This is a genomic window from Quadrisphaera sp. DVD1 (genome assembly GCF_058932755.1).
In genome coordinates this window covers 1-12,711 of sequence record NZ_JBZYWI010000084.1, presented here as the reverse complement: position 1 = coordinate 12,711, position 12,711 = coordinate 1, and the positions used below count along the sequence as shown (strand labels likewise).

Below are 12,711 nucleotides of genomic sequence, written 5' to 3'. Positions count from 1 at the left end.
TCGTGACCGCGGTCGCCGTCTACGCCCTCGACCAGGTGACCAAGGCGCTCGCCGTGGCCCACCTCGACCCGGCCCGCCCGGTGGAGGTCCTCGGCTCGCTGCTGCGCCTGCAGCTGGTCTACAACCCCGGCGCGGCGTTCGGCATCGCCACGAGCATGACCTGGGTCTTCACCCTCATCGCCACGGTCGTGGTGATCGCCGTCGTGCGGTACGCGCGCCGGCTCAGCAGCCTCGGCTGGGGGGTCGCCCTCGGCCTCGTCCTGGCCGGCGCCGCCGGGAACCTCACCGACCGCCTCGTCCGCCAGCCCGGGTTCGCCCGCGGGCACGTGGTCGACTTCCTCGAGCTGCCCCACTGGCCGGTGTTCAACGTCGCCGACTCCGCGATCTGCACGGCCGCCGTGATCGTCGCGGTCCTCGCCCTGCGCGGCATCGACGTCGACGGCCGCCGCACCGGGGACGACGACGGTGCTGGGGCGGGCGCGGAGGGCGGCGCGGCCCTGACACCGCCCGTGGGGGATCCCCGTGCCTGAGCGCCGCTCGCTGCCCGTCCCCGACGGCCTCGAGGGCGAGCGCCTGGACGCCGGCCTCTCCCGCCTCCTGGGCCTGTCCCGCTCCCGCGTGGCCGAGGTGGCCGCCGCCGGCGGGGTGCTGCTCGACGGCGTCGTCGTGGGCAAGTCCGAGCGCCTGGTCGCCGGCGCGTGGCTCGAGGTGGAGCTGCCGGACGAGCGCGCCGCGCCGGCCGTGGTGGCCGAGCCGGTGCCCGGCATGCGGATCGTCCACGACGACGACGACCTCGTCGTGGTCGACAAGCCCGTCGGGGTGGCCGCCCACCCCAGCCCCGGATGGAGCGGGCCGACGGTGGTCGGCGGCCTGGCCGCCGCGGGCTACCGCATCGCCACCTCCGGCGCCGCCGAGCGCCAGGGCGTGGTGCACCGCCTCGACGTGGGCACCTCCGGCCTCATGGTCGTGGCCAAGGGCGAGCACGCGTACTCCGTGCTCAAGCAGGCCTTCCGCGACCGCACGGTGGAGAAGACGTACCACGCGCTGGTGCAGGGCCACCCCGACCCGTCGACCGGCACCGTCGACGCCCCGATCGGGCGCCACCCCACCGCCGACTACAAGTGGGCGGTCACCTCGGCCGGCAAGCCGAGCATCACCCACTACGCGACGCTCGAGGCCTTCGCCGCCGCCAGCCTGCTCGAGGTCCACCTCGAGACCGGGCGCACCCACCAGATCCGGGTGCACTTCTCCGCCCTCCGCCACCCCTGCGTCGGCGACCTCACCTACGGCGCGGACCCGACGCTGGCCGCCCGCCTGGGCCTGGCGCGCCAGTGGCTGCACGCCGTGGGCCTGGCCTTCACCCACCCGGGCACCGGGCAGTGGGTGAGCTTCACCAGCGCGTACCCGGCCGACCTCGCGAGCGCCCTGGAGCGCCTGGCCGACGCCTGAGCGGTCGAGCCGGCGCGGGCGGGTAGGGGACCGGCATGAGCACGCTGCCTCCCGCCGCCCCCCTGCCCACCGACCGCCGGGTCGGCACCGTCCTCGTCGCCGGCGTCGGCGGCGTCATCGGCCGCTCCGTCGCGATCGAGCACGCCCGCCTCGGCCACCGCGTGGTCGGGCTGTCCCGGCGGGTGCCGGCCGACCTGCCCGAGGGCGTCGAGCACCGCGCGGTCGACCTCGCCGACCCGCACCTGGACGCCGCCTCCGCCCTGGACGGCGTGGACGACGTCACGCACCTCGTCTTCGCCGCCTACGTCGAGTCCGGCCCCCCGGCGGCGCTCGTGGCGCCGAACACGGCGCTGCTGGCCGCGGCGGTCGACCTCGCGCAGCGCGCCGGCCCGCTCTCGCACGTGACCCTCTACCAGGGCGGCAAGGCCTACGGCGCGCACCTGGGCGCCTTCAGGACCCCCGCGAAGGAGAGCGACCCGCGGCTGGTCGCCCCGAACTTCTACTACGCGCAGGAGGACCTGCTGCGCGAGTGCGGCGCCGCCGACGGCTTCGCCGTGACGATGCTCCGCCCGGAGGCCGTGATCGGCTACGCCACCGGCAACCCGATGAACCTGCTCATGGCGGTCGCCGTCTACGGCAGCGTCTGCGCCGCCGTCGGGGCGCCGCTGGCCTTCCCCGGCACGCGGGCCGCGTACGAGGCGCTCTACCAGTCCACCGACGCCGAGCTGCTGGCGCGCGCCACGGCCTGGGCCGGCGCCAGCGCGGCGGCCGACGGGCAGGTCTTCAACGTCACGAACGGCGACCAGTACCGCTGGGCCAACCTCTGGCCGGCCCTGGCGGAGGCCTTCGGCACCGAGGTCGGGCACCCGCTGACCTCGCCGCTGGGCGACGCGATGTCGGACAAGGAGCCGCTGTGGACCCGGCTCGTCGAGCGCCACGGCCTGCGCCCGACCCCGTGGCAGGACCTCGTGCGCTGGCAGTTCGCCGACTTCATCTTCAGCTCCGGCTACGACAACGTGAGCTCGACGATCAAGCTGCGCCAGGCCGGGTTCGCCGACTGCGTGGACAGCGAGGACCGCTACCTCGAGCTGCTCGAGCGGCTGCGCGCCGACCGCGTCATCCCGCCCGCCGGTGCTCGGGCCTGACGCCGCGCGGGCGCTGGTGCTGGCCTGCACGGCGCCCGCTCCGGTGCCCCTCGTCCCCGAGGTGGTGCTGCGCCAGGGAGGGGGCGTCGTGCCCCTGTGGGAGCAGGTGGAGCGGGTCACCGGGCGCACCGGCACCGCGCCGCCGTTCTGGGCCTTCCCCTGGGCGGGGGGCCAGGCGCTCGCGCGCCACGTGCTCGACCACCCCGAGGAGGTGGCCGGGCGCAGCGTCCTCGACCTGGCGTCGGGCTCGGGCCTCGTGGCGGTCGCCGCAGCGCTCGCCGGCGCCGCGCCGGTGACCGCCGCCGAGGTCGACGAGCTGGCCGTGGCCGCGACGGGCCTCAACGCCGCGGCCAACGGCGCGGCCGTGGACGCCGTCCTGCGCGACGTCCTCGCGGGGGACGGCGAGGGCGCGGACGTCGTGCTCGCCGGCGACGTGTTCTACGAGCGGGCCATGGCCGAGCGGGTGCTGCCCTTCCTCCGCCGGGCCGCCGGGCGCGGCGCGTCCGTGCTCGTCGGCGACCCCGGGCGGGCCTACCTGCCGGCGTCCGGGCTGGAGCCGGTGGCGGTGCACGAGGTGCCGGTCGTGGCCGAGCTGGAGGACGCCGCCACCAAGCGGACCACCGTCTGGCGGCTCGTGCCGTGAGCCGGGTCAGCCGGCGCCTGTCGTTCGTGCTGCGCCACGACCCCGCCAGCGTCGGCATCGCCCTGGACGCGGCGGGCTGGGCGGACGTCGGCGAGCTCCTGCGCGCCCTCGCGGCGCACGGGAGCCCGCTGAGCCGCGCGGAGCTCGAGGCCGAGGTGGCCCGCGACGCCAAGCGGCGCTTCGCCCTGGACCCCAGCGGCACCCGCATCCGGGCCAGCCAGGGCCACAGCGTGCCCGTGGACCTCGGCTACGCCCCCCAGGACCCCCCGCCGGTGCTCTTCCACGGGACGCCGGCCCGCAGCGTCCCGGCGATCCTGCGCGAGGGCCTGCGCCGCGGCTCCCGGCACGCGGTGCACCTGAGCCCGGACGAGGCCACGGCGCGCGCGGTGGGGGCGCGCCGGGGGTCGGCCGTCGTCCTGCGCGTGGACGCCGCCGCGCTGGCGGCCTCGGGGGCGGCGTTCACCCGCTCGGCCAACGGCGTGTGGCTCGTCGACGCCGTCCCGCCGCAGCACCTCGCGGTAGTCGGGGGAGCGCCCACGCCGAGCCTGCCGGACACGCCGCCGGCTGTCCGGACCCGGACCTAGACTTCCCTCGCCGTCGGGCTCGAGAGCCGTCCCTGGGCCGACGCGGAGGAGGACCCCACATGCCGTCTGGCGCCAGCGACTCGTTCGCCCACCTGCACGTCCACACCGAGTACTCGATGCTGGACGGCGCGGCGCGGGTCGACGAGCTGTTCGAGGAAGCCGCCCGGATGGGCATGCCCGCCCTGGCGACCACCGACCACGGCTTCGTCTTCGGCGCCTACGAGTTCTGGAAGGCCGGCCGCAAGCACGGGGTCAACCCGGTGATCGGCGTGGAGGCCTACGTCACGCCCGGCACCTCGCGCTTCGACCGCACCCGGGTGAAGTGGGGCGACGCCAGCGCCGGGCGCGACGACGTCTCCGGCGGCGGCGCCTACACGCACATGACGATGCTCGCGAAGACCACCTCGGGCATGCACAACCTCTTCCGCCTCGCCTCGCGGGCGAGCCTGGAGGGGCACTTCTACAAGCCCCGGATGGACCGCGAGCTGCTGTCGCTGTACGGCAGCGACATCATCGCCACCACCGGCTGCCCCTCGGGCGAGGTCCAGACCCGCCTGCGCCTGGGCCAGTACGACGAGGCCCGGGCGGCCGCGGCCGACTTCCGCGACATCTTCGGCGCCGAGAACTACTACGCCGAGCTCATGGACCACGGGCTGGGCATCGAGCGCCGCGTCCAGAAGGACCTGCTCCGCCTGGCGAAGGACCTGGGCCTGCCCCTGGTCGCCACCAACGACCTGCACTACACGCGCCCCGAGCACGCCGAGGGCCACGCGGCGCTGCTGTGCGTGCAGTCCGGCTCGACCCTCGCCGACCCCAACCGGTTCAAGTTCGACGCCGACGAGTTCTACCTCAAGACCCCGGCCGAGATGCGCGAGCAGTGGCGGGAGCTTCCGGAGGCCTGCGACAACACCCTGGCCATCGCCGAGCGCTGCTCGGTCGACTTCACCGAGGGCATGGGCACCTACATGCCGCGCTTCCCGGTGCCGGAGGGGGAGAGCGAGACCTCCTGGTTCGTCAAGGAGGTCGAGCGCGGCCTGCAGATGCGGTTCAAGGGCGCCGTGCCCGACGCCTCGCGCAAGCAGGCCGAGTTCGAGACCGGCGTCATCACGCAGATGGGCTTCGCCGGCTACTTCCTCGTCGTGGCCGACTTCATCCGCTGGGCCAAGCGCAACGGCATCCGCGTGGGCCCGGGCCGAGGCTCGGGCGCGGGGTCGATCGCCGCGTACGCGCTGGAGATCACCGACCTCGACCCCCAGCGGCACGGCCTGATCTTCGAGCGGTTCCTCAACCCCGACCGCGTCTCGATGCCCGACTTCGACGTCGACTTCGACGAGCGCCGCCGCGGCGAGGTGATCAAGTACGTCACCGACAAGTACGGCGAGGACCGCGTCGCCCAGATCGTCACCTACGGCACGATCAAGGCCAAGCAGGCGGTCAAGGACGCCTCCCGCGTGCTGGGCTACCCCTTCGCCATGGGCGACCGGATCACCAAGGCGATGCCCGCCGCGGTGATGGGCAAGGACGTCCCGCTGTCGAAGATCTTCGACAAGGACCACCCCCGCTACGCCGAGGGCGCGGAGTTCCGCACGCTCCACGACGGCGACGCCGAGGTGCAGAAGGTCGTCGGCACGGCCAAGCAGCTCGAGGGCCTCAAGCGCCAGTGGGGCGTGCACGCCGCCGGCGTGATCATGTCGAGCGAGCCGCTGATCGACCTCATCCCGATCATGCGCCGCGAGCAGGACGGCCAGGTGATCACGCAGTTCGACTACCCGAGCTGCGAGGCCCTGGGCCTGATCAAGATGGACTTCCTCGGCCTGAGGAACCTCACGATCATGGACGACGCGCTCAAGAACATCGAGCGCAACCGCGGCGACGTCGTCGTGCTGGAGGAGCTCGAGCTCGACGACCCCGAGACCTACGCCCTGCTCCAGCGCGGCGACACCCTCGGCGTCTTCCAGTTCGACGGCGGCCCGATGCGCTCGCTGCTGCGGCTCATGCGCCCCGACAACTTCGAGGACATCTCCGCCGTCGGCGCCCTGTACCGGCCGGGCCCGATGGGCGCCGGCTCGCACACCAACTACGCCCTGCGCAAGAACAAGCAGCAGGCCGAGACCCCGATCCACCCCGAGCTCGAGGAGCCCCTGCGGGACGTCCTCGGCACGACGTACGGCCTGATCGTGTACCAGGAGCAGGTCATGGCCATCGCCCAGAAGGTGGCCGGCTACTCCCTGGGCCAGGCGGACCTGCTGCGCCGCGCGATGGGCAAGAAGAAGAAGTCCGAGCTGGACAAGCAGTACGAGATCTTCTCCGGCGGCATGGCCGAGCGCGGCTTCTCCGCCGCGGCCGTCAAGGCCCTGTGGGACGTGCTGCTGCCGTTCTCCGACTACGCCTTCAACAAGGCCCACTCCGCGGCGTACGGCGTGGTCTCGTACTGGACCGCCTACCTCAAGGCCCACTACCCGGCCGAGTACATGGCCGCCGTGCTCACGAGCGTGCGCGACGACAAGGACAAGTCGGCGCTCTACCTCAACGAGTGCCGCCGCATGAAGATCACGGTCCTGCCCCCCGACGTGAACTCCTCGATCGGCACCTACGCCGCCGTCGGGCCGGACATCCGCTTCGGCCTGGCCGCGGTGCGCAACGTCGGCGAGAACGTCGTCGAGGCGATCGTCGCCGCGCGCGAGGCGGAGGGGAAGTTCACCTCCTTCTCCGACTTCCTGTCCAAGGTGCCCGCGGTGGTCTGCAACAAGCGGACCATCGAGTCCCTCATCAAGGCCGGCGCCTTCGACTCCCTCGGGCACACCCGCCGCCAGCTGCTCGACGCGCACGAGAGCGCCGTCGACCAGGTGATCGGCATCAAGCGCGAGGAGGCCCGCGGCCAGTACGACCTGTTCGCCGGGCTGGGCGACGACGGCGGCGCCGGCGGGCAGCACGACCTGTCGATCCAGCTGCGCGACCTGCCCGAGTGGGACAAGCACGACCTCCTCGCCCGCGAGCGCGAGATGCTCGGCCTGTACGTCAGCGACCACCCCCTCTTCGGCCTGGAGCGGGTGCTCTCCGACGCCGCGGACTGCTCGATCGCCTCGCTGGTCGCCGACGACTCCCGCCAGGACGGCAGCTTCGTCACCATCGCGGGGCTCGTCACCGGCCTGCAGCGCAAGATGACCAAGCAGGGCAAGCAGTGGGCGATCGCCACCGTCGAGGACCTCGAGGGCGCGGTGGAGGTGCTCTTCTTCCCCCAGACCTACGAGGCGGTCGCCCACCAGCTGGCCACCGACGTCGTCGTGGTGGTGCGCGGGCGGCTCAGCCGGCGCGACGACGTGCCCTCGCTGCACGCCCAGGAGCTGACCCTGCCCGACACGTCCGTGGGCAGCGACGGCCCGGTGGTCATCGTGCTGCCGGAGCAGCGCTGCACGACGCCGACCGTGGGGCGCCTCAAGAGCGTGCTGGAGGACCACCGCGGCCGCACCGAGGTGCGGCTGTGCCTGGTCACCCACGACAAGCAGCTGACGATGACCCTGGAGGGGCACAGCGTCACGCCGTCGCCGTCGCTGTTCGGCGACCTCAAGGCGCTGCTGGGGCCGAGCTGCCTGGCCTGAGACGCGTGCTGCCCGGCCTGGGGCGCGCCCTGCCGCTCGTGCTCCCGGCGCTCCTCGGCCTGCCGGTCGGGCTCGCGTGGTGGCTGCTGGCGCCGACGGCGCCGGTGGGCGCGCTGTCCACCGGCACCCTCGTGGCGCCGTCCGCGCCCGAGCTGGCCGCCGGCCAGGACGGCGTCCTCGTGCTGCTGGGGGCGGGCGCCGGCCTGGTCTGCGGGCTTGCGGCCGTCGTGCGCAGCGGCCCCTCGCCGAGCGCTCGCAGCCTCGCGGTGCTCGCCGGCTGCGTGCTCGGCTCGCTGGTGGCCTGGGCCGTGGGGGTGCTGCTGGGGCCCGAGCCGGTCGCCGAGCAGCTCGCCGCGCGGGCCGCCACCGGCTCCGACCGCCCGCCGGTCAGCCCGCTGACCGTGCACACCTGGGCGGTGCTGCTCGTCTGGCCGGTGGTGGCAGCCCTGGTCGCCACGGCCGGGCACCTCGCCTCGGCCTGGGCCTCGCGGCCCCCGGCCCCGCCCGACGACGCCGAGTGGGGCGGGGAGCTCAGCCCGCCACCGGCGCGGTGACCGCACCGGTGAGCGCGACGAGGTCGGCCGGGGCCAGCTCGACGTCCAGCCCCCGGCGCCCCGCGCTGACGAGCACGGTGGGGTGCTCGAGCGCGCCGGCGTCGACGACGGTGCGCAGGCGGCGCCGCTGCCCGAGCGGGCTGATCCCGCCCACCACGTAGCCGGTGGCCCGCTCGGCGGCGGCCGGCTCGGCCATCCCCGCCCGCTTGCCGCCGACGGCGGCGGCCAGGGCCTTGAGGTCGAGGCGGCGCTCGACCGGGACGACGGCCACGACGAGGGCGCCGTCCACGCTCGCCACCAGCGTCTTGAGCACCCGCGCCGGGTCCACGCCCAGCGCGGCGGCGGCCTCGAGGCCGTAGCCCCCGGCGGCCGCGGCCACGGCCGGGTCGTGCGCATAGGCGTGCACGGTGTGGGCCACCCCGGCCGCGGCCAGCGCCCTGGTCGCCGGGGTCGCCCCGGCCGCCGCGCGGCTCACGCCCGCGCCGCGTCCGGGACCGGCGCGTACCGGGCCCCCAGGTCGGCGAACAGGTCGGCGTTGAGGGTGAAGGCGCGGGAGGCCTCCGCCGCGGCCCGGGCGCGCTCGGCGGCGTCCCACGGCACGGCGTCCAGCGCCGCCCGGTAGCGGTCCTTGTACGGCTTGGGGCGCGCGATGCCCTCGAAGACGTAGAACCGGACGCCGTCCAGCTCGAGGTCGTAGGCGCGCCCGACCAGGCGCCGGATGACCTGCCCGCCGGAGAGGTCCCCGAGGTAGCGGACGTAGTGGTGCGCGACGAGACCGGCGGGCCAGTCGTAGGCCACCTCCCGCAGCCGGTCCCGGTACCGCTGCGTCGCCGGCAGGGGGACGAGCGCCTCGCGCCAGGACGCCCCGAGCAGGTGCGCGAGGTCGGCCTCCAGCGAGGGCAGGCGGACCAGGGCCGGGTCGAGGAACGGCCGCACGTCCGGGTGCCCCGCCTGCGCCGCGGCCGCCTCCTCCAGCACCGCGTAGACCAGGTGGGTCTGCGCCAGGAGCGCGGCGTAGGCGTCGCGCGGCAGCCGGCCCTCCAGCAGGGCGGTGACGAACCCCGAGCCCTCGGCCGCCTCGTGGTCGGCGCGGGTGGCGCGCCTCAGGTGGGCGGCGAAGCCCTCGGGCTCAGCGCTCATCGCCGGACCCCGCGGCGCCCCAGCCGCCCGCGTCGACGCCGCCGGGCACGGGCGCCGCGGGGTCGTAGGGGGTGCGGGTGAAGACGAACGTCCCCAGGTCGAGCGCCACCACGCCCCCGCCGCCGTCGAGCACCGGCCGCAGGGGCTCGCCGGCGTGGTAGCCGTCCAGGCCGACCCAGGTGCCGTCGTCGCGGCGGCGGAAGCGCGAGGCCCGCCCGCGCCCGCGCAGGGGCAGCAGGTCCAGGAGCCCGTCGGCGCGCAGGCGCAGGCCGTACCCGGTGGTGCCCCAGTACCAGGTGCCGGCCAGCGCGAGCGCGTCCGCGTCGACGTCGGCCGCCGGTGCCCACGGCTCCACCACGCGCGGCTCCCGCTCGCGCACGGTCGCCAGCATCCGCGTGGTCATCCCGGCGTCCAGGCCCGACGTGGCGTTGGCGAGCACGACCGCGCCGGTGCCCTGCTCGACGTCGACGAAGACCCCGGCGAGGAAGCCGGGCATCGAGCCGCCGTGGCCGACGAGCGTGGCGCCCTCCACCCGCACGACCTGCAGGCCCAGGCCGTAGGCGGCCCAGCCGGGCCCGGAGGCGTCGACCGCCGCGGGCTCGCGCATCTCCGCGAGCGTGTCGGCGCCGAGCACGCCGGCGGTGTCGCCGAGGAGGAAGGCGGCGAACCGGCCGAGGTCGCCCAGGGTGGCCCACAGCTGGCCGGCCGGCGCCATGGCCCCGGCGTCGTGCTCGGGCTCGGGCAGCACGACGTCGGCCCACGGGTGCACCGCCCAGCCCCGCGCGGCCCGCCCGGACGGGCGCGGGCTCGTGCGCGCCATGCCCAGGGGGAGCAGGACCTCCTCGCGCACGACGTCGGCCCAGGCGCGGCCCCGCAGCCGCGCGACCACCTCGCCGAGGGCGCCGAAGCCGAGGTTGGAGTAGTGGAAGCGGCGCCCGGCGCCGTGCGGCACCTCCGAGGCGGCGGTGAACCGGCTCGCGAGCTCGGCCCAGCCCCCGCCGGGGGTGCGCTCCCACCACTCTCCGGGGCTCTCGGCGCGCAGGCCGGCGTCGTGGGCGAGCAGCTGGCCGACCGTGCGGTCACCGAAGGGGGTGCCCGGCACGTGGCGCTCGAGCGGGTCGTCCAGGTGCAGGCGGCCCTCGTCGCGCAGGCGCATCACGGCGACCGCGGTGACCGTCTTGGTGATCGAGCCGAGGCGGTACTGGACGTCGGTGTCCGGCGCCGCGCCGTCCACCAGCCCGCGGCCGGTGGCCCAGGCCAGCCCGCCCCCGCGCACCAGGCCCGCGACCAGGCTCGGCAGGCGCCCGTCGCGCTGCACCCGCGCGGCGTCGGCCAGGAGGAGGCGGGCGGTGGTCGGGTCCAGCGGGGTGGGGGAGGGCGCGTCGCTCACGGCCGCGACCCTACGACCGCCGGGCGCCGGGCGTGCTCGGCGCCCGCCGGGCGCCGGGCCGCGGGGGCACCCGTGTCACATCCGCGCCGCCCGCGGTGCTCCACGGCCATGGACTCCAGCGCCGACGCGCTCGCCGACGTGCTCGTCGTCGGGGCAGGTCTCGCCGGCCTGCACACGGCCACGCTGCTCGCCCGCCGCGGGCACGACGTGCTGCTGGCCGAGCGGCGCCCCCGCCTCACGGGGGCCATCCGCACGACCGGGATCTTCGTGCGCCGGACGCTCGACGACTTCCCCCTGCCGCCGGAGCACCTCGGGCCGCCGATCCGCCGCGTGGTGCTCCACCCCCCGGGGCTGCGCCGCCCGGTCACCCTCGTGAGCGAGCGCGACGAGTACCGGGTCGGCGACATGGCGCCGCTGTACGCGGCCGCGGCCCGCTCCGCCGCGGACGCCGGCGTGCGGGTGGTGCTGGGCGCCCGCTACGCCGGCCGGTGCGAGGGCACCTCCCTCCTGGCCGGCCCCGACGGACCCACCCGGGTGCGGGCGCGCTTCGTCGTCGGCGCCGACGGCGCCCGCTCGCGCGTCGCCCGCGACCTCGCCCTCGACCGCAACACCTCCCTGCTGGTCGGCGCCGAGGAGGTCTTCGCCGTCCCCGACCGCGGTGCGCCCCCGGTGTTCCACTGCGTCCTCGACCCCTCGGTGGCCCCGGGCTACCTGGCGTGGGTCGTCGACGACGGGCAGCACGCCCACGTCGGCGTGGCCGGGTACGCCGACCGCTTCCCCCGGGGCCTGCGCCGGGCCCTGGAGGAGTTCCGCGCCCGCGCCCCCGGGCTGCCGGGCGCGGACGGCCCGGACCGCCCCGAGGAGGTGGAGCGGCGCGGCGGCCCGATCCCCGTCGGCGGCCTGCTGCGCCGGATCGGCTGCCCCGACGGGCTGCTCGTCGGCGACGCCGCCGGGGCCGTCTCCCCGCTGACCGCCGGCGGCCTCGACCCGTGCCTGCGGCTGTCGGAGCTGGCCGCCGACGTCCTGGACGACGCCCTGCGCTCCGGGCGGCCGGACGCCCTCGCCCGCTACGACGGCGCCGCGCTGCGGGCCCGCTTCCGGGGGCGGCTGCTGCTGCGCCGGGGACTGGCGCAGGTGCGCACGCCCGCGCTCGCGGCGGCGGCCTTCCCGCTGCTGCGCACGCCGCTCGGGAGGGCCGCGGCGCGCCGGGTCCTCTTCGGCGACCGGTCGTTCCCGGACCCGCCGTCCGGGTGAGGAGCCGGCCCGCCCGCCCGGTCCCGCCCCGGCGGTGTCACATCCGCGGCCTCGGCGGTGCTCACACACCATGGAGCTGGTTCAGCACGGACGAGCGGCGCCCACCGCCCTCCTGGTGACGACCGCAGCGACGACCGCAGCGACGACCGCAGCGGCGGCCGGGGCCGCGGGGGTCGCGGAGGGCAGGATGACGCGCGTGGCGGTGACCGGGCCGGACGGCGGCGCCGTGCGCCCCGACCTCGAGGAGGTCTTCCGCCGCGACTACCGGCTGGTCGTCGGCGTGGCCGCGCGCGTGCTCGGCTCGCGGGACCAGGCCGAGGACGTCGCCCAGGACGTCTTCCTGTCCTTCGGCCGCTCCTCGGTGCCGGCCGCCGAGGCCCGCGGCTGGCTCTCCGTGGCCGCCGCCCACACCGCCCTGAACCTCATCCGCTCGGGGCGCCGGCGCGCCTCCCGCGAGACCGCCGTCGCGGAGGAGGCCGTCGTCCCCGACGTCGTCGAGGCGGTGGTCACCCTCGAGGAGCGCGACCGCGTGCGCGCGGCGCTGGCGCGCCTGCCCCGCAAGCAGGCCGTCGCCCTGGTCCTGCGGCACAGCGGCCTGAGCTACGCCGACGTCGCCGCGACGCTCGGCATGTCCCCCGGGAGCGTCGGCACGACCGTGCGGCGCGCCGAGTCCACCCTGCGCGAGGAGCTGACCCCCGATGCGTCATCCCACTGACGGCGTGCTGCGCCGGCTGCTCGACGAGCCGGCCGGCGTGGCGGACGCCGACCGGCAGCACGTCGCCGGCTGCCCGCAGTGCCTGGACGAGCTGGCCGCGGTGCGCCGCGACGCCGCCCTCGTCGGCGCGGTCCTGACGGCCGACGACGCCCGCGTCGCGGCGGACGGGGCGGCGCACGGGGCGGCGGAGGGAGCGGCGGACGTGGACGCCGCCTGGCGGCGCCTGGCGGCCGCTGCT

Annotated in this window: 12 protein-coding genes and 1 pseudogene; 10 read left to right on the top strand and 3 right to left on the bottom strand. The window is 76.3% G+C overall.

The annotated features are described in order from the left end of the window. The 7 genes from lspA to AC5FZL_RS10695 all read left to right on the top strand — a co-directional run. Positions 1–530 (top strand): signal peptidase II (gene lspA, locus AC5FZL_RS10725; RefSeq protein ID WP_493618575.1); only part of this gene is annotated, 530 nt, incomplete at its 5' end. After that, positions 523–1,449: an RluA family pseudouridine synthase gene (locus AC5FZL_RS10720; RefSeq protein WP_493618574.1), complete on the top strand. Its 927-nt coding sequence runs from the start codon at positions 523–525 to the stop codon at positions 1,447–1,449. The genes lspA and AC5FZL_RS10720, both read left to right, overlap by 8 nt. A gap of 35 nt (positions 1,450–1,484) precedes the next feature. Further along, a complete protein-coding gene (locus AC5FZL_RS10715; protein WP_493618573.1) occupies positions 1,485–2,594 on the top strand; it encodes an SDR family oxidoreductase in 1,110 nt (369 codons plus the stop codon). Next, positions 2,581–3,237, top strand: coding sequence for a class I SAM-dependent methyltransferase (locus AC5FZL_RS10710; protein WP_493618572.1), 657 nt, complete (start codon positions 2,581–2,583; stop codon positions 3,235–3,237). The genes AC5FZL_RS10715 and AC5FZL_RS10710 overlap by 14 nt, the downstream gene beginning before the upstream one ends. After that, a complete protein-coding gene (locus AC5FZL_RS10705) occupies positions 3,234–3,821 on the top strand; it encodes an RNA 2'-phosphotransferase (protein ID WP_493618571.1) in 588 nt (195 codons plus the stop codon). The genes AC5FZL_RS10710 and AC5FZL_RS10705 overlap by 4 nt, the downstream gene beginning before the upstream one ends. A 59-nt stretch (positions 3,822–3,880) precedes the next feature. Beyond that, positions 3,881–7,420, top strand: coding sequence for a DNA polymerase III subunit alpha (gene dnaE, locus AC5FZL_RS10700; RefSeq protein WP_493618570.1), 3,540 nt, complete (start codon positions 3,881–3,883; stop codon positions 7,418–7,420). A 5-nt stretch (positions 7,421–7,425) separates the two neighbouring features. After that, positions 7,426–7,974 carry a hypothetical protein gene (locus AC5FZL_RS10695; protein ID WP_493618569.1) on the top strand — a complete coding sequence of 183 codons (549 nt, stop codon included), beginning with the start codon at positions 7,426–7,428 and terminating at the stop codon, positions 7,972–7,974. On the opposite strand, the gene ybaK is transcribed toward AC5FZL_RS10695, so the two are convergent. Genes ybaK through AC5FZL_RS10680 form a run of 3 tightly spaced genes read right to left on the bottom strand, consistent with a single transcriptional unit; the run spans position 7,952 to position 10,504 of the window. Beyond that, a complete protein-coding gene (ybaK, locus tag AC5FZL_RS10690; protein ID WP_493618568.1) occupies positions 7,952–8,449 on the bottom strand; it encodes a Cys-tRNA(Pro) deacylase in 498 nt (165 codons plus the stop codon). The two genes, AC5FZL_RS10695 and ybaK, sit on opposite strands and share 23 nt — an antisense overlap. Next, complete coding sequence (locus AC5FZL_RS10685; RefSeq protein WP_493618567.1) at positions 8,446–9,114, bottom strand: biliverdin-producing heme oxygenase; 669 nt, start codon at positions 9,112–9,114, stop codon at positions 8,446–8,448. Before AC5FZL_RS10685 ends, ybaK begins: the two co-directional genes overlap by 4 nt. Continuing rightward, positions 9,104–10,504: a serine hydrolase domain-containing protein gene (locus AC5FZL_RS10680; RefSeq protein WP_493618566.1), complete on the bottom strand. Its 1,401-nt coding sequence runs from the start codon at positions 10,502–10,504 to the stop codon at positions 9,104–9,106. Before AC5FZL_RS10680 ends, AC5FZL_RS10685 begins: the two co-directional genes overlap by 11 nt. A gap of 108 nt (positions 10,505–10,612) precedes the next feature. On the opposite strand from AC5FZL_RS10680, the gene AC5FZL_RS10675 reads away from it, so the two are divergent. The 3 genes and pseudogenes from AC5FZL_RS10675 to AC5FZL_RS10665 form a co-directional block, all read left to right on the top strand. Continuing rightward, on the top strand, positions 10,613–11,758 hold the full coding sequence (locus AC5FZL_RS10675; RefSeq protein WP_493618565.1) for an FAD-dependent oxidoreductase: 1,146 nt from the start codon (positions 10,613–10,615) through the stop codon (positions 11,756–11,758). 187 nt (positions 11,759–11,945) lie between these two features. Continuing rightward, entirely contained in the window at positions 11,946–12,473 is a 528-nt protein-coding gene (locus AC5FZL_RS10670) for a sigma-70 family RNA polymerase sigma factor (RefSeq protein WP_493618576.1), read from the top strand. Next, positions 12,457–12,711, top strand: a pseudogene (locus AC5FZL_RS10665) (hypothetical protein); the annotation flags it as partial. The gene AC5FZL_RS10670 and the pseudogene AC5FZL_RS10665, both read left to right, overlap by 17 nt.

Coding starts and splice junctions, on each gene's coding strand:
- AC5FZL_RS10715 (WP_493618573.1), top strand. CDS start 1,485: ATGAGCACGCTGCCTCCCGCCGCCCCCCTGCCCACCGACCGCCGGGTC.
- dnaE (WP_493618570.1), top strand. CDS start 3,881: ATGCCGTCTGGCGCCAGCGACTCGTTCGCCCACCTGCACGTCCACACC.
- AC5FZL_RS10685 (WP_493618567.1), bottom strand. CDS start 9,114: ATGAGCGCTGAGCCCGAGGGCTTCGCCGCCCACCTGAGGCGCGCCACC.
- AC5FZL_RS10675 (WP_493618565.1), top strand. CDS start 10,613: ATGGACTCCAGCGCCGACGCGCTCGCCGACGTGCTCGTCGTCGGGGCA.
- AC5FZL_RS10670 (WP_493618576.1), top strand. CDS start 11,946: ATGACGCGCGTGGCGGTGACCGGGCCGGACGGCGGCGCCGTGCGCCCC.